The following is a 23,522-nucleotide window of genomic DNA, read 5'->3' on the forward strand; positions in this document are numbered from 1 at the left end:
ACCGGGGCCTGCGCTGTCGGGCAGCCTCTGGCCGCTCGCACCTTGAAAGACGGCGCACTCTGCACCGGACAACAGGCCCGGTCAAGTGCCGCAACTACACCATCACCGGCCCTGCCGGCACGCGCTCAAGACACCAGTTGCTGCGCGCCCACTGCCACACCTCCTCCAGCGTGCCACACCCCTGCGGAGGCGGGTGGCCCAGCCGAGTCAGCGCCCCGACCAACTCTCGCGCAGCAGCTTCAGGCCGAATGGCGGGCGCCAGCGTCTGCTTGGAGAGCTTTTCGCCCGCCGCATTGACCATGACCGGCAGGTGGCAGTAGCCCGGATGCGGCAGCCCCAGGCATATCTGCAGCCAGCGCTGCCGAGGGGTGGAAACCAGCAGGTCCGCCCCCCGCACCACATCGGTGATGCCCTGTTCCCCGTCGTCCACCACCACGGCCAGCTGATAAGCCCAGAAGCCGTCGGCACGCTGCAGCACGAAATCGCCCACGTCCGTGCTCAGTGCCTGGGCATGATGGCCCTGCAGCCGGTCGTCGAAGCCAACGGGGTCTTCGGGCACTCGCACGCGCCATGCCGGCTGGGGCCGGTCGTTGCGGGGCCCGGAACGACAGAAGCCGGGATAGACCCAGCCGTCCACTCCACGCCGCGCTTTTGCGGCGATCTCGCGTCGGGTGCAGGTACACGGGTAGGCCAGCCCGGCCTGCCGCAAGGCGTCCAGCGCCGCGCGATAAAGCCCATGACGCCGGCTCTGGTATACGACCTCGCCATCCCACTCGAAGCCGAAGGCTTCCAGGGTGCGCAGGATGGCATCCGCCGCCCCCTGCACCTCGCGTGGCGGGTCCAGGTCTTCCATGCGCACCAGCCACTGTCCCCCGCGCACGCGGGCTTCCAGATAGCTGCCGACGGCGGTGGTCAGCGAACCCGCATGCAGCAGCCCGGTGGGGCTGGGAGCAAAGCGGCCGCGGTATTCGGGGTCAGGATGAGGGGGCATGGGCATGATGCGTGCCGAAGGGAGGAAGCGCCGGCAAACTTGCTAGAATGTCGAGTGTTTGTTTCAGTCAACCATTCAGAGGGGCCGCTAAAGATGGCGTACGTTGTAACCGATGCCTGCATCAAATGCAAATACACCGATTGCGTCGATGTCTGTCCGGTGGACTGCTTCCGCGAGGGGCCCAACTTTCTGGCCATCGATCCGGACGAGTGCATCGACTGTGCGCTGTGCGTGCCAGAGTGCCCGGTCGAGGCCATCTATGCGGAGGATGACGTGCCTGCCGGTCAGGAAGTGTTTGTGGCTCTCAATGCTGAGCTGTCGCGAACATGGCCCGCCATCACGCAGAAGAAGGCCCCCCTGCCCGACCACGCGCAGTGGGCGGCGGTGAAGGGGAAGCTGCCGCATCTGGAGCGCTAGCGCCCCACCGCTCGTTGAACAGCTCCACGCCGCCGTCCTCGGGCGCCTGCCGCAGCACGCGGTCGCGGTAGCGTGCCTCTTCGCGAACTACCGCCCGGCTGCCGGCCGGGCGCAGCCGGCGTACCATCACCTGTCCGCTGTCGGTGAAGAAATACACGCGGCGCGGCTCGGTCCCGCCCAAGTCTTCGGCCACCACCGCAATCCCCTCACGCTCCAGATAGGTGCGCACAAAGGCGATGTTCTGCTCGCCGACGTTGGTCTGCGTCAGGCCGTCGAGCACCGTGGCGCCACCGAACAGCTTGGCCTCGAGCCGCTGCCGTGAAGCACCCAGTTTCTGCAGCGCCCCGATCAGCAGCTCCATAGCCTGCACCCCATAGCGGGCGGGTAACTCGGTCAGTGTCTGCCGGCCGTCCCCAGCCGGTAACAGAAAGTGGTTCATGCCGGCCACGCCGCTGCGCGGGTCCCGCAGGCAAGCAGCCACGCACGAGCCCAGCACCGTCACAAACAGGCGTCCGTCCTGCGCCACCCGGTAATCGCCGGGCAAGAGCTTGAAGGCCTCGCGCCGGAATTGCCTGTCGTAGTAGCGCCCGCTGCCATCGTCCATCAGCGCGTCCTTCCCACCAGAAGGGTACGGATGCGCGGCGCGATCATCTCCAGCGGAAGCTCTTCGTCCACCGCGCCCAACACCACTGCCTCTCGCGGCATCCCGTACACCACCGATGTGGCTTCGTCCTGCGCCAGCGTGTACGCCCCTGCCTGGCGCAGATGCAACATGCCTTGCGCCCCGTCCTTGCCCATCCCGGTAAGCAGCACGGCAACGCAGCGCCGCCCCGCCTCGCGGGCAACCGCATCGAACAACACATCGACAGCCGGACGGTGCCGGTTGACCGGCGGCGTGGGCTGAAGCACAACGCACCAGCCCTGCAGCGTGGTACGCATTGCCATATGGGTGGCACCGCCCGGTGCAAGATAGGCCCAGCCGGGACGCAGGACCTCGCCGTCCTCGGCTTCCTTCACCTGCATTGGGCACAGACGGTCCAGACGCGCGGCAAAGGTGCGGGTGAAGAGCGCCGGCATGTGTTGAACGATGACGATGGGCGGGCCAACCGCCGGCAGTCCTTCCAGCACCTCCCGAATCGCCTCGGTGCCGCCGGTGGAGGCGCCGATGGCAATCAGCGACGGCGGCGGAAGCCGGCGGTGCGGCGGCGGTAGCGGCTGGCTGCCTGTCACCCGCGGTGCAGCTGGCCGCACGCGGGCACGCGCAGCGCCACGCAGCCGCTCGCGGATATCTTCGGCATAACCCTGCAGGCCATTGCGCAGGTCGAAAGCAGGCTTGGGCATCACGTCCACCGCCCCGAGCGACAGGGCTTCCAGCGCCACGCTGGACCCCTGGGCCGTCAGCGAGGAGATCATCACCACCGGGGTTGGCCGAAGCCGCATCAATCGCCGCAGGAATTCGATGCCATCCATGCGCGGCATCTCCACGTCCAGCGTGATCACGTCCGGATCGTGCTCGCGAATGCGCTCGCGTGCGATCAGCGGATCGGCAGCCGTGGCCACCACCTCCATGTCCCCGGCGGTATTGATGATTTCGGTGAGCACGCTGCGGATCAGGGCAGAGTCGTCCACCACCACTACACGGATTTTCCGGGCCGGTGCGGTATCCATCGCTCAGTCCGGAAGCCGGTAGGCCGTCTGGCCTGCCGCAACGAATGGGGTGCCCAGATGCTGGATGTTCTCGGAATGCCCCAGAAACAGCAGCCCGTCCGGCGCCAGACATTCGGCCAGCCGCAACAGCACGCTGCGCTGAGTGTCGGCGTCGAAATAGATCATCACGTTGCGGCAGAAGATGGCATCGAACGGTCCCAGCTTCGGCCAACGTTCGCTGCACAGGTTGAAGCGGAAGAAGCGCACCCTTTCGGCCAGAAACGGCTGGATACGCACGCAGCCTGCCTGGCGGCCCCGCCCTCGCAGGCAATAGGCCTTCTTCAAGGGGAGCGCAACGTTTTCAAGGCGGTCGGTGGGATAAATGGCGCGTGCCGCTTCCTGCAGGACCTGAGTGTCAATGTCCGAGCCCGCCACCTCGAAGCGGGCCGATGCGGCACCGTACACCTCGGCCAGCGTCATCGCCGCCGAATACGCCTCCTCACCGGTGGATGCGGCCGCGCTCCACACCCGGTAGGGTGCGTCCCGCCCGCGCCGCGCGCGTGCATGCTGGGCCAGCAGTTCGAAATGATGCCGTTCCCGGAAGAACGCCGTCAGGTTGGTGGTCAGGGCGTTGACGAACGCCTGCCATTCCGGACCGTCCGGCTCTGCATCCAGCAAGGCGAGGTAATCGGAAAAACGGCGCAGCCCCAGCGCCCGCAGCCGGCGCGCCAGCCTTGCGTACACCATCTGCCGCTTGGCTTCTCCGAGCGCGATGCCGGCGTGCCGGTGCATCAGGGTGCGCACCCGCTCGAAATCGGCGGTGGTGAACTCCAGCTCGCGCTGGCTGCCTTCCACCACCCTCAGCGTGGGTGCTACTTTCAGAAGGACTCCCATTCGCCCTCGTCATCGCGTGGGGGACGGGCCACCGCTGCAGGCAGCTGGGCTTCCCGCTGCGGATGGGCGCGCACTGCGGCCGGTGGCGACGCAGGCCCGCTGCGCGGGCTGCTGCGGCGGTCGAGGCGGAACAGGGCAACGGTCTCGGCCAGGAGACGGGCCTGTTCTTCCAAGGATTCGGCAGCGGCAGCGGCCTCTTCCACCAAAGCGGCATTTTTCTGCGTATTCTCGTCCATCTGGCTGACAGCCAGATTCACCTGCTCAATGCCAGCGCTCTGCTCCAGCGAAGCGGCCGTGACTCGCTCATGATGTCGGTGACGCGCCGAATCGAAGCAACGATCTCCTGCATCGTGCGTCCGGCCTCATCCACCAGCCGGCTGCCAGAGTCCACCTTGCCTACCGAGTCGCCGATCAGGGCCTTGATTTCCTTGGCGGCACCGGCCGAACGCTGCGCCAGGTTGCGCACCTCGCTGGCTACCACTGCAAAGCCACGCCCCTGCTCGCCGGCGCGCGCGGCCTCCACCGCCTGATGCTGACCACCTCATGTACGGCGGCGCCTGCTCGCCGGCGCGCGCGGCCTTCACCGCAGCGTTGAGTGCCAGGATGTTGGTTTGGAAGGCGATGCCGTCGATGACGCTGATGATATCCACGATCTTCTTGGCACTGTCGTTGATCTCGTTCATCGTGGTCACCACCTGGCCCACCACTTCCCCGCCGCGGCTGGCGATGTCCGACGCACCGATGGCCAGCTGGTTGGCCTGGCGTGCGTTGTCGGCGTTCTGACGCACGGTGCTGGTGATTTCCTCCATGCTGGAAGCCGTTTCCTGCAGGCTGGCCGCCTGCTGCTCGGTCCGGCTGGAGAGGTTGGTGTTGCCCGCGGCAATCTCGCGCGCGGCGGTGGAGATCGTCTCGGTAGACTCCTGAATGTTGCCCACGATCTCGCGCAGCTTCTCCACTGTGCTGTTGGTGTCGTTCTTCAGTTGGCCGAACATGCCTTGGTATTCGTTGTCGATGGTCCGGGTGAGATCTCCACGGGCCAGCGCCCCCAGCACCGTTGCCACATCCGAGAGTCCGCGGGCTGTCACGTCCAGCAGACGGTTGACCCCCTCGCCCAGCTGGCGGAAGAAACCTTCCTTGTCCTCCAGCCGGATGCGCACCGCCAGGTCCCCTTGGGCTGCGGCACTGACGATGTGCGCTACCTCGTCCTCCACGCGGACTTCGGCAATCCGGTCCTTCCATTCCATCACCGAGCCGATACGGGTGCCGCTGCGGTTGAAGACCGGGCTGGCGGTGAGCGCGAAGTGGCGGCCGCCGATTTGTGTCTCGAGCTGACGCGAAGCCTGCAGGTTATCCAGCATCCCCTGGTGGGCACTGCCCGGACGGGCCAGCACGTCGACGCTGGAGCCGATCAGGTTGCGCACATCAAGCTGCGGCAGGTCGCGGCGCAGCTCCGCCTCCGTGCGCGAGAGAAGCTCCTGCATGCTGCGGTTCAGGTACAGGATGCGCCGCTCGGTATCGGCGATCAGTACGTTGGTGTTCACATTATCCAAGGCATTGCGGATGCGGATGTTCTCGACCGCACGCCCGGCAGCCTGCTGCATACGCGCGAACAGGCTGGTCTGATCGCCGGGTTTGACCTTCAGTTCGGTCGTTACCTCGCCGGCGGCAAGCTCTTCCATCAACTGCACTGCCATGGCCGGCTCGCCGCCTAGCTCACGCATCAGGCTGCGACCGATCATCCAGCCGGCGAGCGCCCCCAGCAGCACGCACGCAACCAGCAGCCCCCAGAGCAGCTGGGTGGCCATGACGGCGCCCTCAACCGTACGGTCCGCAAGATTCTGCGCACTGTCCTCGGCCTTGGCGATGTAATCGGCCACCTGGGCCATGTAACGCAACTGGGTGTCGCGCAGGGGGCCGAGCAGGAAGGTGCGCGCCTCGTCAGTCTGGCCCGCCTCGTAAAGCGCCATGAACTGACGCATCTTGCCGCGGTAGTCGGCCTCGCTGGCCCGGATGGCCGAGAGTTGGCTGCGCTCATCCTCGCCAGCCGCCATGCCCTCCAGGGTCTTCATCGCACGGTCCACCTCGGCAAACGCCTTGTCGATGGTGGTGCGCTGCTCGGCATGCAGCTTGGGATCGGGCGAGATGAACAGCGTGCGCACCGCCCGGGCGGTGGTGTTGACCTGATCGATCACCTTGTTGGCACTGGCGGTCTGCGGCAGGCTGCGGTTGCTGATGCTCTCGATGCTTCCGCGCAGGGCGGCAATCTGCCAGACGGAGACGGCAATCGCGATCGCCATCAATACCAGGAGCAGCCCGAAGCCCAGAAGCAGGCGGTTCTTCACCTTCATCGTTGCCATGTGTGTGTTCCCCCTATCGTGCGCCGGCCCGGGCGACATCCACCAGAGCCATGTCGTCGCTGCTCAGCAGTTTTTCGATATCCATGATGATGATCATCCGCTCTGCGGCGGTGGCCAGGCCCCGGATATAGGCCGTATCGATGGCCGCGCCGAACTCCGGGGGCGGTTTGAGGCTGTCCTCGGAAAGCTCCAGTACGTCGGAGACGCCATCCACCACCATGCCGACCGTTCGGCCGAGGATGTTGAGCACGATCACCACGGTGAAGGCATCGTACTGGGCCTCACCCAAGCCGAAACGGATACGCATGTCCACAATGGGGACGATGCTGCCACGCAGGTTGATCACGCCCTTGATGAAGGCTGGCGCGCGGGCAATACGGGTGACGGAGTCGTAGCCACGGATCTCCTGCACCTTGAGGATGTCGATCCCGTACTCTTCTTCCCCCAGGGTGAACACCAGTACTTCACGACTGGTTGCGGCGGACGGGGCGGTTTCGGCCAAGGCCATGGATGGATATCCTTCAGGCTGCACCCACCATCGCCTCGCTTCCGGCCAGCGGGCTGACCTGCCGCTGGCTGCGCACGATGGTAGTGACGTCGAGAATGAGCGCCACCTGTCCGTTGCCCAGGATGGTGGCGCCCGACACCCCCTCCACCTTGCGGTAGTGGGTTTCCAGATTCTTGACCACGAACTGCTGCTGACCGATGAGGTCGTCCACCAGCAGGGCCATGCGGCAGTCGTCGGCCTCCACGATAATGAGGATGCCCCGCTCGGGATGCTGCCCTGCACCGGGCACGAGGAAGAGCTCGCCCAGGGCCACGATCGGCAGATATTCGCCCCGCACGTTCACCACCCGGCCACGCCCCGCCACGCGGTGTACCTGCCCCGCAGTGGGCTGCAGCGACTCCACCACGAATGACAGCGGCAGGATGTAGATCTCCTCGCCGATCCGCACCGACATGCCGTCCAGAATGGCCAGCGTCAACGGCAACTGGATCGCGATGGTGGTGCCAAAGTCGGGCAGGCTGTCGATGCTGACCTGTCCGCCCATGGCATGGATGTTGCGTCGGACCACGTCCATACCGACACCGCGTCCCGACACATCGGTAACGGTGCTGGCAGTGGAAAAGCCAGGTTCGAAGATCAGACCCCACACCTCGGTGTCACTGAGAGCACCAGACACGGCCATGCCGCGTTCGCGGGCCTTGGAGAGGATCCGCTCCCGGCTGAGCCCTGCCCCGTCATCGGTGACCTCGATCACGATCGATCCGCCCTGATGGAAGGCCCGCAGGGTCAGCCGTCCGACCGGCGACTTGCCCTTGGCCACCCGCGCGTCCGGCAGCTCCAAGCCATGGTCCAGGCTGTTGCGCACCAAGTGTGTGAGCGGATCGGCCAGCTTTTCGATGAAACCTTTGTCCAGTTCGGTGTTCTCGCCCACCATCTTCAGCTCTACCTGTTTGCCAAGCTTGCTGGCCAGATCGCGCACTACACGGGGAAAGCGGCTGAAGACAAAAGACACCGGCGTCATGCGGATCGACATCACCGCCTCTTGCAGCTCGCGCGAGTTGCGCTCGAGCAGGCTGATGCCATGCAGCAAGCGTTCGTGGCTGGCCGGGTCAAGCTGGCTGCCAGACTGTTGCAGCATGGATTGGGTGATCACTAGTTCGCCCACCAGGTTGAGCAGCAGGTCCACCTTGTCGGTACTGACGCGGATGGAGCTTTCGGCTGCGCTGGCGGCTGCACGCTCGTTTCGGGTGGGCGTAGCGGGGCGGGCGCTCTCCGCCGGCGGGGAGGCCTGCGGCGACGGTGCGCTGGGCGGCGCGGGCTCGCCTTCAGGGGCTTCATGCTTGGGCAGGGGGCGGAACAGTCCGAAACCGGGCTCTTCATAGGCCACCTCGCCGTTGGCCGAAGCGGACGCCACAGGCCCTTCCCCTTCCGGCTGAGCGCCTGCCGGCCCCTCCGAGGGCAGCGGTTCGAACAGGCCGAACCCGTCCTCTTCCACTGCAACGCCGGAGCCCGCTGGAGGCACGCTTTCCACAGTGGAAGAGGACAACGGCTGAAAGAGTCCGAACCCGTCCTCTTCCAGCAGGACTCCGTCCTCAGGGTTGGCCGAAACCATCCCGGCTGGGGGTAGCGGTGCAAAGAGACCGAAGCCCTCTTCCTCCACCAAGACGACCTCGTCTGTCTGCAGAGCGCCTTCCTCCCTGGCCGGCAAGACCGGCTCGAATAGCCCGAAATCCTCATCCTCTGCCGGGGCAGGCAGGGGGGTGACCATGAAGTGGGCAGGCGATAAGGTAAAAGCTATTCACTCCTGATGCTAGGATACAAGGTGTAACAGGCACTCATGGTATATCTGCTCTTGGTAGCAATGATGCACTCTTCGGCGCTTCTAAAACCAAAAATTTTTGGATAAAGCCAGGGGCTGATAAAGAACCCAGCTAAAAATACCCCAATCATCAGGGTGGCGACTATTTGCCAAGTCCCTGTATTTCTCCTTTGTTGGGATCTATTTTCTTTCGCAATCACATGAAGTGCTATTTCGTCTTGAGTGATTTTATCCAGATTCTCACGGCACTCAGATTCAGTAACATCCCCTTCTTCCAGTTGCTTCCATAACTTATCCTTGGCTTTTTTTATTTCCATCAGACGGATGCTACTGTTGTCAGTGCTAGGTGTTGTTTCCATACTTTCACACCTATTGCCCACTATACTAGATTGATGCTTTAGGTTTGAATCTCTTTCCGCGGCATGCCGTATTTCTAGGTGAGCAATTGCCAAAATCTCGAACTGATCAGAAATCAGTGCTCGCAGTCGTGCTTGCTGCATTATTGAAAGTGTAACTCCGTGATACTGCTTAAGCCTTGTCGTTAGAACTGAACAAAGTTCAATGCCGGAACGAAGAAATGCATCTTTTTTTGGCCACGAAGGCATCACTAATAAATAGTCGTGAAATGCTGATTCTGCTAGACCATTAGCAATGATCGCTTCAGAATAGTGTAACTTGGCATATATATTCTTGAATCCATCAAGACATAGCGATACTAGGTCTGTAGCAGAGTAGTTGTAAGCCTTGAAGCAAAGCCCACTGAGAAAGACGCCTAAATAAGTAAACTCTGGCCCCGAATTTTGCTCTTCATCGGGAGGCAGTTTGAGACTCTCAAGGAGATAACAGGCTGCGTGGGCACCAAGGCCGACGATAGATTCAGACTTTCTCATTGAAGTAATTTTAGGGTTAGAAATATTTAGAGTTTACTCCAAAATCTGTGGTGTATGCCAAATGGTTTTTGTCAAAAACAAGCGCCTCCCTGTGAGGCGCTTTGTCTTTGGCTGCGGACCACTTTATCCGCTCGGTTATTCGTCAGCCCTGCAAAACGCCCTGAAGCCGCATGGACACTGAGTTGGTGAGGTGATGTTGCGGGGTTGGAACTCCCGAAGATGAATCGGCTCGATGCGAATTTCTGGGAGTTTGGAGACGGATTTCGATGAGCACGCCGGACTTTTTCCGCGCCCGACTGGACCAGATGATCGACCTGCGCCACCCGCTGGCGGTGCTGGCCACACGCATGCCGTGGCAGCAGATCGAAGCGAGCGTGGCGCCGCTGCTGGCGCGCAAGGACCGGCGCGGGCGCAGCATCGAAGGTGCAGACCTGTTCGGCCCCACGCTGCAGGTGGTCGGCGCAGGCGTGAGCGCGGCAGGCCGCCCGCGCCTGGCGATCCGCTTGATGGTGTCGCTGCTGTACCTGAAGCATGCCTATGGCCTGAGCGACGAGGCCGTGGTCGAGCGCTGGGCCGAGAACGTGGTGTGGCAGTTCTTCAGCGGGCAGGAGTACTACGAGCCACGCCTGCCGTGCGATGCCACGCAGATCGGGCGCTTCAGGCGGGTGCTGGGCGAGGCCGGCGTGGAGGAGTTGCTGGCCAAGACGATCGAGGCGGCCGTGCAGATGCAGGCGGTGCGCAAGAGCGAACTGCAGCGTGTGATCGTGGACACCACGGTGCAGGAGAAGGCGGTGGCCTATCCCACCGACAGCCGGCTGCTGGAAGTGGCGCGGGCCAAGGTGGTGCAACTGGCGCAGCGCGCCGGGCTGCGGCTGAAGCAGACCTTCGAGCGCGAGGGCCGCAGCCTGCGCCGGCGTGCCGGCGGCTATGCGCACGCCAAGCAGTTCAAGCGGCTGCGCCGGGTGCTCAAGCGCCAGCGCACCGTGCTCGGGCGCGTGCTGCGCGACGTGCAACGCCGCCTGCTGGCAGCGCCGCAAGACGTGCGTGATCGCCTGCAGCCATGGCTGGAGCGTGCCGAACGCATCCGCTCGCAGCGCCCCAAGGACAAGCACAAGCTGTACGCGCTGCATGCGCCGCAGGTCGAGTGCATCGGCAAGGGCAAGGCCCGCCAGCCCTACGAGTTCGGCGTGAAGGTCAGCGTGGCCGTCACGGCCAAGCAGGGCTTGATGGTCGGTGCGCGCAGCCTGCCGGGCAACCCCTACGACGGCCACACGCTGGCCGAGCAACTGGAGCAGACCACCGTCTTGCTGCAGGAGCTGGGCGTCAGGCCGCACACGGCCATCGTCGACCTGGGCTACCGGGGGGCGGATGCCGACATTGGCGGGGTGACATTGATCCATCGCGGCAAGAGCCGCTCGCTCACGCGCAGCCAGCGGCGCTGGCTGAAGCGGCGTCAGGCGGTCGAGCCGGCCATCGGGCATGCCAGGCACGATCACGGCATGAAGCGCTGCTGGCTCAAGGGCGCTGAGGGTGACGCGCTGCATGCGGTGTTGTGCGCAGCCGGCTTCAACATCCGCTGGCTGCTGCGTGCCATCGCCCGGCGGGGCATTGCTCCAGCCTTTTTGCGCTCGCTTTGGCTGCTGTCAGCGCTCGCAGCGTCGGCGAGTCGACTCGCTACTCTTGCACGTCCGGCGCTTCTCGTCGGCGCCGCGAGACGAATTTTGCAGGGCCGACGACATCTCGTGCTGGCCGACGGTGCCGTCGCCATGGGCCAGGCTGGACACTAGCGCCAGTTGCTCCTCCGCTTCCGCCGTGAGCCCGGAAAAACTGTCCATCAGCGTCTGCACTGCCTCACCGACGAGACCGCGCACCCGCTCCACCTCCTCGGTGCTCAGGCTGATCTGTTGCAGAGCAAAGTCGGCATGGGGGAAGCAGCATCAGGAGCGGGAACGGAGGCCAAAGCCGGGCCCGGATGGCCGGCGTCGGAGGAACGGCTGGTCTGAGCGACGCCAAGGCTGAACGCGGCCCCAGTCACCGCAGCCAGGGCCAGTACCGCTGCGGCGGCCAGCCAACCGGCACTCAGGCCAGCCAGCGCCAGCAGCACCAGCAGCACGGCACCGACGACGGCGACAACGAGGATCCGCCTGCGCGGCGGTATGGGGGCACACTCCATGACCGGTTCCTTGTGGGAGGAAGGGGTGCAGAACGTCGGGTTGAAGGACGGGGGACGGCCGGAAGGCGGTTCGGACCGGCCGGAAGGCGGTTCGGACCGGCCGGAAGGCGGTTCGGACCGGCCGGAAGGCTTCAGTTAAGGCTACAGGCCACGGTCAGAACCATGCACAACAGGTCGTCGGCCAGATCATCCGTCGCAAGCGCCGACAAGGACGGTATAGCACGCAATATGCCATTGCCAGGGTTTTTATGAGACGCAGTCTCACTCCAGTAGCGGTCCATTCGTCCGGCATCCAGCCCGTCGCTGTGCAGCACCCATTCACTGGAGGGCAAAAGCGGTGCCTGCTGGATGGCATCGTCACAATGGCCGGGCTCGCCCAGGCCAAAGGCTGGACGCCGGGCCCCGTAGCGGGCCTGCCAGGCCCCATTGATGCGCACGACCACTTCGGGCATTCCGGCATTGACGAGGGCCAACTGCCGGGCCTGCCAGTCCACCCGCAGCACGGTGGCCGCGACGAAACGCTGATCCGCCATGCTGTCCCGCAAAAAACGGTCGAGCCCGGCCAGCTGTTCATTGTCGAGCCGGTTGGCCGAAAGATGCTGCAGCACCGCAAGCGCAAACAGCAGCGCATCCATCTCGGCTTCCAGGCCGTGTCCGATGGCATCCCCCAGCACCAGCAGGCTACCTTGGGCATCCTCCAGCACCAGAGCGATGTCTCCGCCTTGCCCTTCCAAGGGGGCCAGGGCAAGCTCCAGGCGCCCGCGACCTTGGCTCAGCGCCAGCGAGGCCTGCCCGCAGCCATGAGAAAACAGTCTGGGCGTTGCGGAAAAACCTACCGGTACTGCCCGCCCCTGGCGCCAGAGCCACACCACCAGCCGGGCGCGCAGGCCATCCAGAGAAGGAGCGCGGGAAAAGACGTCCACCCCGCGCGGTGGATCCCAGCAGTGCGGTGATGGCCCAAACCACCAGACAGGCGGGTTTCCGCTCTGCAACAGGCTCTCCGGTTGTGCGCCCTCAAGAATCACCAGTTCGGTGCGGGTATCGGGCGCCCCCTCGAAGCGCCAGTCGAGCCCTTGCAGCCAGGGATCGTCCTCAATGGCGTGACGCAATGCAGCACTGACGGCCGCCAGGATGGTCATGGAAACGACGGACTCAGCGGATGACGAACATCTTGTTGAAGCAGGCGATCTCGAGCACCTGCTTGACGGTATCGCGGCAGTTGATCAGCGCCAGCGTGCGCTTCTGGGCGGCAGCCCGCTCCTTCAGAAGCAGCAGCATCCCCAGCGCAGAGCTGTCCAGAAAAGGCACCTGCTCGAAATCGACCAAGATCTCCTCTACGCCCGGTTCGTCCAGCAGCGACTGTGAGGCCTGACGGAAATCCTTGTGCATGTTGAAGTCGAACGGGCCCACCAGCACCAGCCTGCCGACAGAACCTTCCAGTTTGATGACGGATTTCATGCTTTCTCCCTAGCTCCGGTGGGGCCTGCCGTCGCGGCAGGCAGACTGAGCACGAAGCGGGCGCCGCCCTCCGGCCGGTTCTCGCAGGATACGGTCCCGGCCAGTTCTTCTGCTACCTTCTTGACGATGGCAAGTCCCAGGCCAGTACCGCCGGAGCGGGTGGTGAAGAAGGGCTCGAACATCCGCGCCTTCACTTCGGCCGACAGGCCAGGTCCGGTGTCGGTGACCTCGAACATCACCTGCCCTCCCGTCTGCCGCACGCCCAGCCCCACCTGGCCGCCGGACGGCGTGAAGAACAGGGCATTCTCCAGCAGGTTCAGCAGTGCACCCGACAGGGCCTTGCGGTCGCCTGATACCGTTATGGCAGAGTCCACCCCTACTTGGCAATCGAGCGCGACATCGCGTGCCTGACACAGGGGCGCCATGATGGCACGCACTTCTTCGGCCAACCCTGCCGCATCCAGCCCTTCCAGTTCCGACACATGGCCCCGCACGAAGCTGAGCATGTTCTGGATCAGCCCCTCCAGCGCCTTCAGCCGCGCCAGACTCTTGTCGATAAAGCGGCTGCGTTCCGCCTCCGCCAGTCCCGGGTTGCGCAGATTGGCGGTGTAGAGCATTGCCGTGGCCAGCGGAGTACGCAGTTGGTGGGCCAGTGAGGCAGCCATGCTGCCCATGGCCGCTAGGCGTTGCTGGTTGGCCAGTTCGCCAGACAGCTGATGCAACCGGGTGACGTCGTGCATCAGTACAATGCGCCCCCCTTGCTCAGGCAGATCCTGGTACTGCAGCGAAACACGCCGCGCGGGGCCGTCCTCATCACCCGGGACCAAATAAGTGTCTGTCAGTTCGGTGGCTTCCAGCAGTGTTTCCACCTGTTGCCAGCACAGACCGAGGGTACTGCGCCCCAGCATTCGGGCCGCGGCGGGATTTTCGTGACGTACGCAGCCGACTGCATCCATTTCCACCACACCGGCCGGCAGCGCTGACAGCAGGCGCGAGAGCCGCTCGGCCAGCGCCGCGTTTTCTTCCATCTTGCTGCGCAGCTGGCTGTTTGCCGCCTCCAGCTGCGCGTTCAGCACGTGCACCTGTGCCTCCAGCTGGCTATAGGCATCGATCAGCTGGCCTGACACCGCGTTGAACTGCGCAAAGGCCGCCTCGAGCTGACGGGGGTCGTGCGGCACGGCCACTTTTTTCGTCATAATCAGGAAGTAATTTGTAAAAAGTAGTAGATCGGTATGATAATGACAGCGCCCCCTGCGAGTCACCGTAACAGGGCAGCAACACCGCCTTTCTCCCCGATCGGCGCATACCAATAACAGGTGTTTCAAGCACCTCACCATTACCAGCTGCTGCGGAGGTTTCTGTGTCAGAACTTCTCAAAAAAATTGATGCCCGCACCAAGCTTGCCGGCACCAACAAGCTTGAGATCCTGCTCTTCTCCCTCGGGGAGGACCAGCGTACGGGCCGCAAGGAAACCTTCGGGATCAACGTCTTCAAGGTGCGCGAGGTCATGCGCACCCCGGAGATCACCGCGGCGCCCGAAATGCCCTCCTCGGTGGAAGGCATGGTCAGCCTGCGCGGCACCTTGGTTCCAGTCATCGACCTGGCCAAATATGCCGGCATCGTCACCGCCCATAAGCCCGAGATCATGATCGTCACCGAATACAACGGTCACACCCAGGGCTTCCTCGTGGAGGCCGTGGATACGATCCTGCGCCTGGACTGGTCCGCGATGCGGGTGCCGCCGGAGATGATCACCAACCGCATGGCGGGCCTCGTCACTGCCGTCACCGAACTGGGGGGCGGTACGCTGGTAATGATGATGGACGTGGAAAAGGTGTTGGCCGAAACCGCCCTCAACGATGACTCCCACCACTTCATCAACATCGAGCCGATCACCGAAGAACGGATGATCTTCTTTGCCGACGACTCGGCCGTGGCGCGCAAGCAGATCGAGCGCACGCTGGAGGCCATGAACGTTAAGTACGCCTATGCCATGAACGGTATGCGCGCTTGGGAAGACCTGCAGAAGATGGCCATGCAGGCCGAACTGGCGGGCCGCAAGCTCAGCGATCTTCTCCACCTCGTGCTCACCGACGTGGAAATGCCGGAAATGGACGGCTACATGCTCACCAAGATGATCAAGAGCGATGCTCGCTTCGCCGGCATTCCTGTCCTGATGCACTCCTCTCTTTCCGGCGTCTCCAACCAGAAGCTTGGGGAATCGGTCGGCGTGGATTCGTATGTCTCGAAGTTCGAACCGCAGAAGCTGTCGATGAAGCTTCGCGAAATGCTCAAGCTGACCAAATAAAGGGGGCGCACCATGACCGCAACCGACGTCTCTCTGCTGGCAACGGTCGACGCCCGTACCAAGCTGGCGGGCTCGAACAAGATGGAAATTCTGCTGTTCTCCCTGGGGACGCGCGAAACCTTCGGCATCAACGTGTTCAAGGTGCGTGAAGTCTCCCAGACCCCTTTCATCACCCGGACGCCCAACATGCCGTTCGGTGTGGAGGGGGTGATCTCCCTGCGCGGCAACATCATCCCTGTGATCTCGCTCGCCAAGTTCATCGGGGCTGAACAGGCCGACCGCACTTACAGCACGATGATCGTCACCGAGTTCAACAAGAGCACCCAGGCTTTCCTGGTGGACTCGGTGGACCGCATCATCCGCGTAGACTGGGACAAGGTAAGGGCGCCGGAAAACATGATGGTCAACGGCGCCAACCAGAACCTGATCACCGCCATCACCGAACTGGAGGATGGCAAGCTCGTCTCCATTCTGGACGTCGAGCAGATCCTCGCCACCGTCATTGGCGAGGCTCGCGTGCCGGACATTCCCACCGCCCAGCTTGAAAGCGACCAGTACGTCTTCTTCGTGGATGACTCGGTGGTGGCCCGCAAGGAAATTACCAGCGTGCTCGAGAAGATGGGCGTGAAATTCCAGCAGGCCACCAACGGCCGCGAAGCCTGGGACCGCCTGCAGGCGCTGGCGCATCGCCACTTAGGCCCCGACGAGTCGCTGCACGACAACCTCAAGATGATTCTTGTGGATGCTGAGATGCCGGAAATGGACGGCTACGTGCTCACCCGTCTCATCAAGTCCGACCCACGCTTCAACGGCATCCCGGTGGTCATGCATTCGTCGCTGTCCTCCAACGCCAACCGCGCCATGGGTTCTAGTGTCGGGGTAGATGCATACGTGGCGAAATTCGATCCGATCGTCCTTGCGGAAACCATGATTCCATTCCTGCAGAGGTAGACGGTAGAATCCGCTGCACAGCAACTGAACCTTCAGGATAAACCTCGATGTCAGATAAAAACATTCGCTTCCTTGTCGTGGACGACTTTTCCACCATGCGACGCATCGTGCGGAACCTGCTCAAGGAACTCGGGTTTACCAACGTGGACGAGGCGGAAGACGGCCAGGTGGCCCTGCACAAGCTCAAGACCCAGAGTTTTGACTTCGTGGTTTCCGACTGGAACATGCCCAACATGACTGGGATCGAGTTGCTCAAGGCGCTGCGTGCAGATGCCCAGCTCAAGACGATGCCGTTCCTCATGATCACGGCCGAAGCCAAGCGTGAGAACATCATCGAAGCGGCCATGGCGGGGGCGAACGGCTATATCGTCAAGCCTTTCACGGCAGCCACGCTTGAAGAGAAGCTGAACAAGATTTTCCAGACGCTTAACAAGTAAGGCTGTCGCCCGCGCAGGCGCAGCAGCCTGCGGCCGCCTTCAGGAGGAATGATCGTGCCGGACCACGTTTTGGAAAGCGGAGATTCGCCCGAACTCGAAGCCCTGTTCGAGAGCATTGCCCGGCAGCAGACCGCCGACGCGCCTCCGGCTTCCGCCGATGCGTCAGCCACAGCGCCAGCCCAAGGCGGCATTGTTGACCCGCTAAACATGTATGCCCAGATCGGCCAGCTCACCCGCAAACTGCACGATGCCATGCGCGACGTCGGCTATGACAAGTCTCTCGAACGCGTGGCAGAGGCGATTCCGGATGCCAAGGACCGCCTCTCCTATATCGCTTCGCTGACTGAGAGTGCAGCCGAACGCGTGCTCAACGCCACCGACATCGCCAAGCCGATCCAAGACGATCTCGAGAGCGAGGCCCAGAAGCTTTCCGAGCGCTGGAACCGCCTGTTTGCAAACCAGCTGTCCGTGAGCGAGTTCAAAACCTTGGCCGAAGAGACGCGCAGCTATCTCAGCCGTGTACCGGACCGCACCCAAGCCACCAGTACACAGCTGCTGGAAATCGTCATGGCACAGGATTTCCAGGACCTGACCGGTCAGGTCATCAAGAAGATGATGGAAATGGTCAAGCTCCTTGAAACCGAGTTGGTCGCCTTCCTGATCGAGTTCTCGCCGCACGAGAAGAAGGCAGAACTGGATCCGGTGCTGCTCAACGGCCCCGTCATCAACCCGGAAGGCCGCAACGATGTAGTCACCAATCAGCAGCAGGTCGACGACCTGCTCGAAAGCCTGGGCTTCTGAGCGCGCTGGCCGCAGACGCTGCCCCCCACCCTGGAGTACGGATATGAGCAATTTTGGTGGAATGGAAGAGCTGCTTCAGGACTTCCTGATGGAGTCCACCGAGCTGTTGTCGGATGTAGACAACAAGCTGGTGGAACTGGAAAAACGGCCGGAAGACCGGGCATTGCTCAATGATATCTTCCGTGGTTTCCACACCATCAAGGGCGGCGCCGGCTTCCTAAACGTGACTCCGATGGTGCACCTGTGCCACCGGACGGAAAACCTGTTCGACAAGCTTCGCAACGGTGAGCTGAAGCTCAACCCAGAAGTGATGGACGTGATTCTCAATGCCACTGGCATTGTGCGTGACATGTTCGACACACTGGCACAAGGCCTGATGCCAGGGGATGCCGATGCCAAGGTTCTAGCCGACCTGGATGAAGTTCTGGCCGGACGCACACCGGGCAGAACTCCTGCGGCCCCCGCTACGCCGGCGCCGCCAGCGGCAGCGCCCGCCGCTCCAGCCCCGAGCACAGATGGGGGCCCGGACTGGCAGGCGCTGTACCAGGCCATCCAGCCGGGAAGCACAGCGCCGGCGACCCCTGTCAGTGCAGACCAGGCTCCGACACCGGCGCCTGAACCTGCCACGGCGGCCCAGGCCGTAGAGGTCATCCCCGCTGCGGCGCCGGTGCCCGTGGAGCGCCCCGCTTCCAAGCCGATGACCAACAAGGGAGGCTCGGGTGGGGGGCAGGAAAACACCATCCGCATCGACACACAGCGTCTGGACATGGTCCTCAACCTGTCGGGTGAGATCGGGCTGACCAAGAACCGTCTCACCACGCTGCGTACCGAAATCCTGCAAGGCAGCCACGACCCCAATACCCTGCGCTCGCTGGACGAGTCTATTAGCCAGCTGGATCTTTTGGTCAGTGATCTGCAGAACGCGGTGATGAAAACGCGTATGCAGCCGATCGGACGCCTGTTCCAGAAATATCCGCGCCTGGCACGTGACCTTGCGCGTCAGCTGGGCAAAGAAGTGGAACTGGTGCTGTCGGGAGAGGAAACCGAACTCGACAAGACGATGATCGAGGATCTCAACGATCCACTGGTACACCTCGTCCGAAACGCGGTCGACCACGGTATCGAAAGCCCGGAAGAACGCTTGGCTGCGGGCAAGAAGGCACAGTCCGTGGTCCAGCTAACCGCGGAGCAGGTGGGTGACCACATCCTCATCGAGATCACCGACGACGGTCGAGGCATGCATGCGGACAGCCTGCGTCGCAAGGCCATCGAAAAGGGCCTGATCGATGTAGAGACCGCCAATTCGCTGGATGAGAAGCAGTGTCTGCAGCTGATCTTTCTGCCGGGCTTCTCCACCAAGGACCAGATTTCCAGCGTCTCCGGGCGCGGCGTCGGCATGGATGTGGTGCGTACCAACATCCAGAAGCTCAACGGCCGCATCGACATCAACTCGGTGCCGGGCGAAGGCACGCGGATCAGTATATCGCTGCCGCTGACCCTGGCCATTCTGCCGGTACTGGTGGTGCGTGCCTGCAACCAGCCGTTCGCGGTACCGCTGGCCATGGTTCGTGAGATCATCACCATCGACAGCAATGCCATCCAGGAGGTATCGGGCAAGCCCACGATTGTGGTGCGGGACGAGATCCTGCCACTGCGCACCCTGGCCGGACTGCTCGGCTGGGCCCCGACGCAGAAGCCCTGCTTTGGCGTGCTGATGCAGTCGGCGGAAAAATCGTTCATCCTCGCGATCGACTCCTTCGTGGGCCGTGATGACGTGGTGATCAAGCCGCTGCAGAACATCCGTCCCAAGGGCGTGGCCGGTGCCACCCTCTCCGGCGACGGCTCGGTGGTACTTGTTCTCGACATGGAAGACCTGCTGTCGGCCAGTGACGCCAGCGGCAGCAACCAGATCGTGCGCACGTCCGAATTTGTAGCCAACTGATTACTGGGCTCCCCATGTCCTCCAGCGCCTTCATCGGCCGCCAGCCGGTTCTTAACCGCAACCAGCAGCTGATCGGTTACGAACTTCTTTTCCGGCCCAGCGGCGAGGCGCGGGAGGTGGGCCCACACGCAGAACTGCAGGCCGACACCGACGTTCTGGTCAACACGTTAAACAACATGGGAACCAGCTGGCTCGTCGGCGGCAAGCTGGCTTTCATCAACGTCGGCGAGACCATGCTGACGAGCGAGTTCCTAGAGCTTTTGCCTCCGCGCAGGGTGATTCTGGACATCGCGCCTACCGTAACGCCTTCGTCGGAACTGCTGTCTAGGGTGCGGCACCTGCGCTCGCTGGGGTTCGGAGTGGCCTTGGACGACTTCTCTTTTGAAGCACCCTCTGCTGCTTTCCTGGATCTGGCCAATTATGTGAAGCTGGATGTCCAGAACCATGACGGCAACCGTTTTCAGGTGATCGCGGCCCGCTTGCGCAGCTATCCGGTCATCCGTATTGCGGAGCGGGTGGAAACGCGCGAGCAGTTCCACCTCTGCCGCGAGTTGGGCATGGACGGCTTCCAGGGTTACTATTTCGCCAAGCCGGAAACTCTTTCCGCCCGGGTGATCCACCCCACCTTCTCCAATACGCTGGAACTGCTGAACCTGCTGCGTCTGGACGCTGACCTGCCGGAGATCGAGGCGATCCTCAAACGGGACGTTGCCCTCTCTTACAAGCTTCTGCGCTATGTGAACTCGGCAGCGGCCGGGCTCAACACCACCATCAGCTCGTTCTCGCACGCGGTAACGGTACTGGGCTACCAAAAGCTCTACCGATGGCTGACGCTGCTACTCGTAACGGCGTCCGAGGACGGACGTACGCCTCCTGCCCTGCAGAAGACGGTGATCACGCGGGGCCGGCAAATGGAGCTGATCGGCCGCAAGCTGGGCTTGCCGACCGAGTGCTGCGATAACCTTTTCATCGTGGGCATGTTCAGCCTGCTGGACGTGCTCTTCGAGATGCCGATGGATCGCCTTCTCGAACACCTGCACCTGCCGGAAGACATCAAGCAGGCGCTGGAGAACCACCAAGGGCGCTACGGCCCGTATCTCAAGCTGGTGGAGGCTTGCGAGGACGCCCGACTGGACAACATCGAGGCCTTGGCCCAAAGCGTGGGCATCAGCGCCGAAACCCTCAATCTGGCCCATATCGAGGCCTTGACCTGGGTAGAAGACCTGGGTCTGTAATTACCGGAGTGCCTGTACCGGATGAAACTTGTCGCACTCGACACCTCTACCGATTTCCTCTCGCTCGCCGTCACCGACGGCGAGCGCGTTTTTACGCATCATGAACGTGTGGGCCAGAAGCATGCCGAAACCGCATTGCCTGCATTGAGCAGACTGCTGGAAGAGGCAGGGCTCGCCCTCTCCAGTCTGGATGCGGTGGTATACGGCCAAGGTCCGGGCTCGTTCACCGGACTGCGCATTGGCTGCGGACTGGCCCAGGGCTTGGCTTTTTCGGCCAACCTTCCCCTCATCGGCATCCCGACGCTGGACGCAGTGGCGGCCCAGACAGGGGCGAGCGGGACCGTGCTCGTCGCCATGGATGCCCGTATGGGGCAGGTTTATGCAGCGGTATACCAGGATGGGCGCTGCCAAGGGGCGATCGGCCTCTTCTCACCCGAAGCGTTGCCCCTGCCAGAAGATGCCTTCACCTTGGCAGGCGACGCTTGGCAAGTCCACGAGGCGTTGCTGACTGGGCGCCTGACGGGCCGGCCCTTCAACCGGACGGATGTCCTGCGCCCTGAAGCAGCGGCTTACCTGAAGCTGGCCAGCAATGGCCATTACCCAAAGCGCCCCGCCCGCGAGGCCGAAGTGCTGTACGTCCGTGACAAGGTGGCGCTGACTGCAAGCGAGCAGCAGGCCCGTCGCACATGACCCGCCACCGTCTGGCCATATCTTCCGATCTCGCGGCCATTGCCGCCTTGGCCAAGGCGGGGACACCCTATCCTTGGAGTGAACACCAGTATCGCGGCTCACTTGAGGCTGGGCATGCTGTCTGGTTGGCCGAAGACGAGACCGGACTGCTGGCCGTTGCTGTCATTCTAAACGCGGCAGGTGAGGCCGAGTTGCTTGATATCGTGGTTTCCCCCGCCTGTCGCCGTGCAGGCTTGGCCACCTGCCTGCTGCAACAGGTGATCCAGCATCTCAAGCAGGCGGGCGCGACCCGGATGCTGCTGGAGGTACGTCAGAGCAACGCACCTGCCCAAGCGCTATATGCCCGCCTGGGCTTTCGTTCCTGTGGCGTGCGCAAGCAGTATTACCCTTCGGCCAACGGGCTTCGGGAAGACGCGATCCTCATGGAGAAGCAACTCGGATGAACCGCAAGGAATATGTGCTCAGTCAGTTCGGACTGGGCCCACGCTGGGTGCGACGTGGGCAGACATACCCTGCTGCCCTAGCGAGTGCAGCGGCGGAAAAAATGCCTGCCGTGCTGCCGTCCTCCGCAGAAATGACGCATACGGAGAGGCTTTCACCCGCGATGGATCCTGCGCAACCGGCCAGCAGTCAACTGCAGCAGGCTCTGTCGGCAGACAGGCCTGCGTATGCGTATGCCGAAAGGCAGGCGCAAGCACTCCCACTCGCCGAGTCCCCCTACCAAGCGGTTCAGCTATCCCCAGCCCAGCCGCCGGCAAGGGCCCTGCCTCCAATGGACTGGGCCACGCTGGGAGCCGAGGTCAAAGGCTGTACGCGATGCCGCCTGTGCGAGACGCGCACGCAGGCGGTATTCGGTCGCGGCAACCCCAAGGCCCGCTGGCTGGTGGTGGGTGAAGCACCCGGTGAGCAGGAAGACCGTCAAGGCCTGCCGTTCGTGGGCCGGGCAGGCCAACTGCTGAACAACATGCTCCGGGCTGCCGGGCTGGACAGCGACACCGATGTCTACATCGCCAACGTGATCAAGTGCCGACCGCCGGCCAATCGCAACCCTAGCCAGGACGAGATCGCCGCCTGCCAGCCCTACCTGCGCCAGCAGATCGACCATATCCAGCCCAGCCTGATCCTGGCGCTGGGACGCTTTGCCGCACAGACCCTTCTGGAAACGACCGAGTCGATCGGTCGGCTGCGCGGCAAGGTGCATCATTATGCTTCCACACCGCTCATCGTCAGCTATCACCCCGCCTATCTGCTGCGCACCCAGCCTGACAAGGCCAAGGCCTGGCAGGACCTCGTGTTCGCACGTCGCGAGATGGCACACCTGCAAGGGAAACCCTGAGCCCACACGCGCAGGTGTAATCAGGGGCAGGAAAAGGCCGCCACAGGGCAGCCTGAAATGAAAAAACCCTTCGCCGTGCACCAGCGAAGGGTTCTCTATTTCACACCACAGCAAGACTGCTTACTTGAGCTTGGTCTCTTTGTAGAGCACATGCTTACGGGCAACGGGATCAAATTTCTTGATCTCCATCTTTTCCGGCATGGTGCGCTTGTTCTTGGTGGTGGTATAGAAGTGGCCAGTGCCCGCAGTGGACTCGAGCTTGATCTTGTCGCGCATGATTTACCTCGCTAGATATCGCTGAAATCAGAGTTCGCCGCGGGCGCGCAGGTCGGCCAGCACGACATCGATACCCAGCTTGTCGATGGTACGCAGGGCGGCGTTGGAAACGCGCAGACGCACCCAGCGGTTTTCGCTTTCTACCCAGAACTTGCGGTACTGCAGGTTCGGCAGGAAACGACGTTTAGTCTTGTTATTGGCGTGGGAAACATTGTTCCCGGTCATCGGACGCTTGCCGGTGACTTTGCAAACACGCGCCATGGTTGAACACTCCCAAAACCGGTAAAAGCCGGCTTTATATCATGAAAACAGGCCTAGATTCAAGAGAAAAGCGTGCCCAGCCCCCTCGGGAAAGCACGCCGCACTGCCGTGCAGCATACCAGAGACGTAAG

The 23,522-nt window shown here is 62.8% G+C and carries 26 protein-coding genes and 1 pseudogene; 11 read left to right on the top strand and 16 right to left on the bottom strand.

Translation table 11 applies throughout. The features are described 5' to 3' along the window. Positions 1 to 94: 94 nt before the first annotated feature. Complete coding sequence (gluQRS, locus tag EV669_RS05325) at positions 95 to 991, bottom strand: tRNA glutamyl-Q(34) synthetase GluQRS (protein WP_132098089.1); 897 nt, start codon at positions 989 to 991, stop codon at positions 95 to 97. Positions 992 to 1,084: 93 nt separating this feature from the next. On the opposite strand from gluQRS, the gene fdxA reads away from it, so the two are divergent. Next, positions 1,085 to 1,408, top strand: coding sequence for a ferredoxin FdxA (gene fdxA / locus EV669_RS05330; RefSeq protein ID WP_132098090.1), 324 nt, complete (start codon positions 1,085 to 1,087; stop codon positions 1,406 to 1,408). On the opposite strand, the gene cheD is transcribed toward fdxA, so the two are convergent. From cheD to EV669_RS05375, 9 genes are read right to left on the bottom strand one after another with little or no spacing between them, the layout of a single operon-like run. Next, entirely contained in the window at positions 1,329 to 2,012 is a 684-nt protein-coding gene (gene cheD, locus EV669_RS05335; protein ID WP_072242778.1) for a chemoreceptor glutamine deamidase CheD, read from the bottom strand. The two genes, fdxA and cheD, sit on opposite strands and share 80 nt — an antisense overlap. Next, a complete protein-coding gene (locus EV669_RS05340) occupies positions 2,012 to 3,076 on the bottom strand; it encodes a protein-glutamate methylesterase/protein-glutamine glutaminase (protein WP_132098091.1) in 1,065 nt (354 codons plus the stop codon). Before EV669_RS05340 ends, cheD begins: the two co-directional genes overlap by 1 nt. A 3-nt stretch (positions 3,077 to 3,079) precedes the next feature. Next, complete coding sequence (locus EV669_RS05345; RefSeq protein WP_132098092.1) at positions 3,080 to 3,949, bottom strand: CheR family methyltransferase; 870 nt, start codon at positions 3,947 to 3,949, stop codon at positions 3,080 to 3,082. Then, positions 3,934 to 4,206: a hypothetical protein gene (locus tag EV669_RS14280; protein ID WP_404810837.1), complete on the bottom strand. Its 273-nt coding sequence runs from the start codon at positions 4,204 to 4,206 to the stop codon at positions 3,934 to 3,936. The genes EV669_RS05345 and EV669_RS14280 overlap by 16 nt, the downstream gene beginning before the upstream one ends. Then, entirely contained in the window at positions 4,203 to 4,415 is a 213-nt protein-coding gene (locus EV669_RS14285) for a methyl-accepting chemotaxis protein (RefSeq protein ID WP_404810838.1), read from the bottom strand. The genes EV669_RS14280 and EV669_RS14285 overlap by 4 nt, the downstream gene beginning before the upstream one ends. Next, a complete protein-coding gene (locus EV669_RS14290; RefSeq protein WP_404810840.1) occupies positions 4,312 to 6,306 on the bottom strand; it encodes a methyl-accepting chemotaxis protein in 1,995 nt (664 codons plus the stop codon). Before EV669_RS14290 ends, EV669_RS14285 begins: the two co-directional genes overlap by 104 nt. A gap of 13 nt (positions 6,307 to 6,319) precedes the next feature. Further along, entirely contained in the window at positions 6,320 to 6,814 is a 495-nt protein-coding gene (locus tag EV669_RS05365; protein ID WP_054284680.1) for a chemotaxis protein CheW, read from the bottom strand. 13 nt (positions 6,815 to 6,827) lie between these two features. Further along, positions 6,828 to 8,582, bottom strand: coding sequence for a chemotaxis protein CheW (locus EV669_RS05370; RefSeq protein WP_132098094.1), 1,755 nt, complete (start codon positions 8,580 to 8,582; stop codon positions 6,828 to 6,830). Positions 8,583 to 8,608: 26 nt separating this feature from the next. Further along, a complete protein-coding gene (locus tag EV669_RS05375; protein ID WP_132098095.1) occupies positions 8,609 to 9,523 on the bottom strand; it encodes a hypothetical protein in 915 nt (304 codons plus the stop codon). 266 nt (positions 9,524 to 9,789) lie between these two features. Here EV669_RS05375 and EV669_RS05380 point away from each other — a divergent pair. After that, a pseudogene (locus tag EV669_RS05380) lies at positions 9,790 to 11,211 on the top strand (IS5 family transposase); the annotation flags it as partial. 203 nt (positions 11,212 to 11,414) lie between these two features. On the opposite strand, the gene EV669_RS05385 reads toward EV669_RS05380, so the two are convergent. From EV669_RS05385 to EV669_RS05400, 4 genes are all read right to left on the bottom strand, one after another. After that, on the bottom strand, positions 11,415 to 11,696 hold the full coding sequence (locus EV669_RS05385; protein ID WP_132098096.1) for a hypothetical protein: 282 nt from the start codon (positions 11,694 to 11,696) through the stop codon (positions 11,415 to 11,417). Between the two features lie 131 nt (positions 11,697 to 11,827). Further along, the gene (locus EV669_RS05390; protein WP_132098097.1) at positions 11,828 to 12,835 is read right to left on the bottom strand and encodes a SpoIIE family protein phosphatase; all 1,008 of its coding nucleotides are present in this window, start codon (positions 12,833 to 12,835) and stop codon (positions 11,828 to 11,830) included. A gap of 13 nt (positions 12,836 to 12,848) precedes the next feature. Next, positions 12,849 to 13,154: an STAS domain-containing protein gene (locus EV669_RS05395; RefSeq protein WP_165922712.1), complete on the bottom strand. Its 306-nt coding sequence runs from the start codon at positions 13,152 to 13,154 to the stop codon at positions 12,849 to 12,851. Further along, positions 13,151 to 14,332 carry a sensor histidine kinase gene (locus tag EV669_RS05400; RefSeq protein WP_245622664.1) on the bottom strand — a complete coding sequence of 394 codons (1,182 nt, stop codon included), beginning with the start codon at positions 14,330 to 14,332 and terminating at the stop codon, positions 13,151 to 13,153. Before EV669_RS05400 ends, EV669_RS05395 begins: the two co-directional genes overlap by 4 nt. A gap of 182 nt (positions 14,333 to 14,514) precedes the next feature. Here EV669_RS05400 and EV669_RS05405 point away from each other — a divergent pair, with 182 nt between their 5' ends. The 9 genes from EV669_RS05405 to EV669_RS14195 all read left to right on the top strand — a co-directional run bounded on the left by EV669_RS05405 (position 14,515) and on the right by EV669_RS14195 (position 22,854). Next, positions 14,515 to 15,462, top strand: a complete 948-nt coding sequence (locus EV669_RS05405; RefSeq protein ID WP_054284673.1) for a chemotaxis protein — start codon at positions 14,515 to 14,517, stop codon at positions 15,460 to 15,462. Positions 15,463 to 15,474: 12 nt separating this feature from the next. After that, on the top strand, positions 15,475 to 16,413 hold the full coding sequence (locus tag EV669_RS05410; protein ID WP_054284672.1) for a chemotaxis protein: 939 nt from the start codon (positions 15,475 to 15,477) through the stop codon (positions 16,411 to 16,413). 47 nt (positions 16,414 to 16,460) lie between these two features. Then, positions 16,461 to 16,850, top strand: a complete 390-nt coding sequence (cheY, locus tag EV669_RS05415; RefSeq protein ID WP_054284671.1) for a chemotaxis response regulator CheY — start codon at positions 16,461 to 16,463, stop codon at positions 16,848 to 16,850. Between the two features lie 48 nt (positions 16,851 to 16,898). Continuing rightward, positions 16,899 to 17,651 (top strand): protein phosphatase CheZ, encoded by a 753-nt coding sequence (gene cheZ / locus EV669_RS05420; RefSeq protein ID WP_245622665.1) that lies wholly within the window; start codon positions 16,899 to 16,901, stop codon positions 17,649 to 17,651. Between the two features lie 43 nt (positions 17,652 to 17,694). After that, positions 17,695 to 19,593 (top strand): chemotaxis protein CheA, encoded by a 1,899-nt coding sequence (locus tag EV669_RS05425; protein ID WP_055433093.1) that lies wholly within the window; start codon positions 17,695 to 17,697, stop codon positions 19,591 to 19,593. Between the two features lie 14 nt (positions 19,594 to 19,607). Further along, a complete protein-coding gene (locus EV669_RS05430) occupies positions 19,608 to 20,828 on the top strand; it encodes an EAL and HDOD domain-containing protein (RefSeq protein WP_132098098.1) in 1,221 nt (406 codons plus the stop codon). Positions 20,829 to 20,849: 21 nt separating this feature from the next. Further along, the gene (tsaB, locus tag EV669_RS05435) at positions 20,850 to 21,518 is read left to right on the top strand and encodes a tRNA (adenosine(37)-N6)-threonylcarbamoyltransferase complex dimerization subunit type 1 TsaB (RefSeq protein WP_132098099.1); all 669 of its coding nucleotides are present in this window, start codon (positions 20,850 to 20,852) and stop codon (positions 21,516 to 21,518) included. Next, complete coding sequence (gene rimI / locus EV669_RS05440) at positions 21,515 to 21,961, top strand: ribosomal protein S18-alanine N-acetyltransferase (protein WP_132098100.1); 447 nt, start codon at positions 21,515 to 21,517, stop codon at positions 21,959 to 21,961. Before tsaB ends, rimI begins: the two co-directional genes overlap by 4 nt. A gap of 329 nt (positions 21,962 to 22,290) precedes the next feature. Further along, complete coding sequence (locus tag EV669_RS14195) at positions 22,291 to 22,854, top strand: uracil-DNA glycosylase (protein ID WP_318271333.1); 564 nt, start codon at positions 22,291 to 22,293, stop codon at positions 22,852 to 22,854. A 120-nt stretch (positions 22,855 to 22,974) separates the two neighbouring features. On the opposite strand, the gene rpmG is transcribed toward EV669_RS14195, so the two are convergent. Both rpmG and rpmB read right to left on the bottom strand, forming a co-directional pair. After that, the gene (gene rpmG, locus EV669_RS05450) at positions 22,975 to 23,130 is read right to left on the bottom strand and encodes a 50S ribosomal protein L33 (RefSeq protein ID WP_017506994.1); all 156 of its coding nucleotides are present in this window, start codon (positions 23,128 to 23,130) and stop codon (positions 22,975 to 22,977) included. Positions 23,131 to 23,157: 27 nt separating this feature from the next. Next, the gene (rpmB, locus tag EV669_RS05455) at positions 23,158 to 23,391 is read right to left on the bottom strand and encodes a 50S ribosomal protein L28 (RefSeq protein ID WP_054284665.1); all 234 of its coding nucleotides are present in this window, start codon (positions 23,389 to 23,391) and stop codon (positions 23,158 to 23,160) included. Positions 23,392 to 23,522 lie beyond the last annotated feature (131 nt).

The organism is Gulbenkiania mobilis, assembly GCA_004346645.1.
GTDB lineage: Bacteria > Pseudomonadota > Gammaproteobacteria > Burkholderiales > Chromobacteriaceae > Gulbenkiania > Gulbenkiania mobilis.

Coding starts and splice junctions, on each gene's coding strand:
- gluQRS (WP_132098089.1), bottom strand. CDS start 991: ATGCCCCCTCATCCTGACCCCGAATACCGCGGCCGCTTTGCTCCCAGC.
- fdxA (WP_132098090.1), top strand. CDS start 1,085: ATGGCGTACGTTGTAACCGATGCCTGCATCAAATGCAAATACACCGAT.
- cheD (WP_072242778.1), bottom strand. CDS start 2,012: ATGGACGATGGCAGCGGGCGCTACTACGACAGGCAATTCCGGCGCGAG.
- EV669_RS05340 (WP_132098091.1), bottom strand. CDS start 3,076: ATGGATACCGCACCGGCCCGGAAAATCCGTGTAGTGGTGGTGGACGAC.
- EV669_RS05345 (WP_132098092.1), bottom strand. CDS start 3,949: ATGGGAGTCCTTCTGAAAGTAGCACCCACGCTGAGGGTGGTGGAAGGC.
- EV669_RS14290 (WP_404810840.1), bottom strand. CDS start 6,306: ATGGCAACGATGAAGGTGAAGAACCGCCTGCTTCTGGGCTTCGGGCTG.
- EV669_RS05365 (WP_054284680.1), bottom strand. CDS start 6,814: ATGGCCTTGGCCGAAACCGCCCCGTCCGCCGCAACCAGTCGTGAAGTA.
- EV669_RS05370 (WP_132098094.1), bottom strand. CDS start 8,582: ATGGTCACCCCCCTGCCTGCCCCGGCAGAGGATGAGGATTTCGGGCTA.
- EV669_RS05375 (WP_132098095.1), bottom strand. CDS start 9,523: ATGAGAAAGTCTGAATCTATCGTCGGCCTTGGTGCCCACGCAGCCTGT.
- EV669_RS05385 (WP_132098096.1), bottom strand. CDS start 11,696: ATGGAGTGTGCCCCCATACCGCCGCGCAGGCGGATCCTCGTTGTCGCC.
- EV669_RS05390 (WP_132098097.1), bottom strand. CDS start 12,835: ATGACCATCCTGGCGGCCGTCAGTGCTGCATTGCGTCACGCCATTGAG.
- EV669_RS05395 (WP_165922712.1), bottom strand. CDS start 13,154: ATGAAATCCGTCATCAAACTGGAAGGTTCTGTCGGCAGGCTGGTGCTG.
- EV669_RS05410 (WP_054284672.1), top strand. CDS start 15,475: ATGACCGCAACCGACGTCTCTCTGCTGGCAACGGTCGACGCCCGTACC.
- cheY (WP_054284671.1), top strand. CDS start 16,461: ATGTCAGATAAAAACATTCGCTTCCTTGTCGTGGACGACTTTTCCACC.
- cheZ (WP_245622665.1), top strand. CDS start 16,899: ATGATCGTGCCGGACCACGTTTTGGAAAGCGGAGATTCGCCCGAACTC.
- EV669_RS05425 (WP_055433093.1), top strand. CDS start 17,695: ATGAGCAATTTTGGTGGAATGGAAGAGCTGCTTCAGGACTTCCTGATG.
- EV669_RS05430 (WP_132098098.1), top strand. CDS start 19,608: ATGTCCTCCAGCGCCTTCATCGGCCGCCAGCCGGTTCTTAACCGCAAC.
- tsaB (WP_132098099.1), top strand. CDS start 20,850: ATGAAACTTGTCGCACTCGACACCTCTACCGATTTCCTCTCGCTCGCC.
- rimI (WP_132098100.1), top strand. CDS start 21,515: ATGACCCGCCACCGTCTGGCCATATCTTCCGATCTCGCGGCCATTGCC.
- EV669_RS14195 (WP_318271333.1), top strand. CDS start 22,291: ATGGACTGGGCCACGCTGGGAGCCGAGGTCAAAGGCTGTACGCGATGC.
- rpmG (WP_017506994.1), bottom strand. CDS start 23,130: ATGCGCGACAAGATCAAGCTCGAGTCCACTGCGGGCACTGGCCACTTC.
- rpmB (WP_054284665.1), bottom strand. CDS start 23,391: ATGGCGCGTGTTTGCAAAGTCACCGGCAAGCGTCCGATGACCGGGAAC.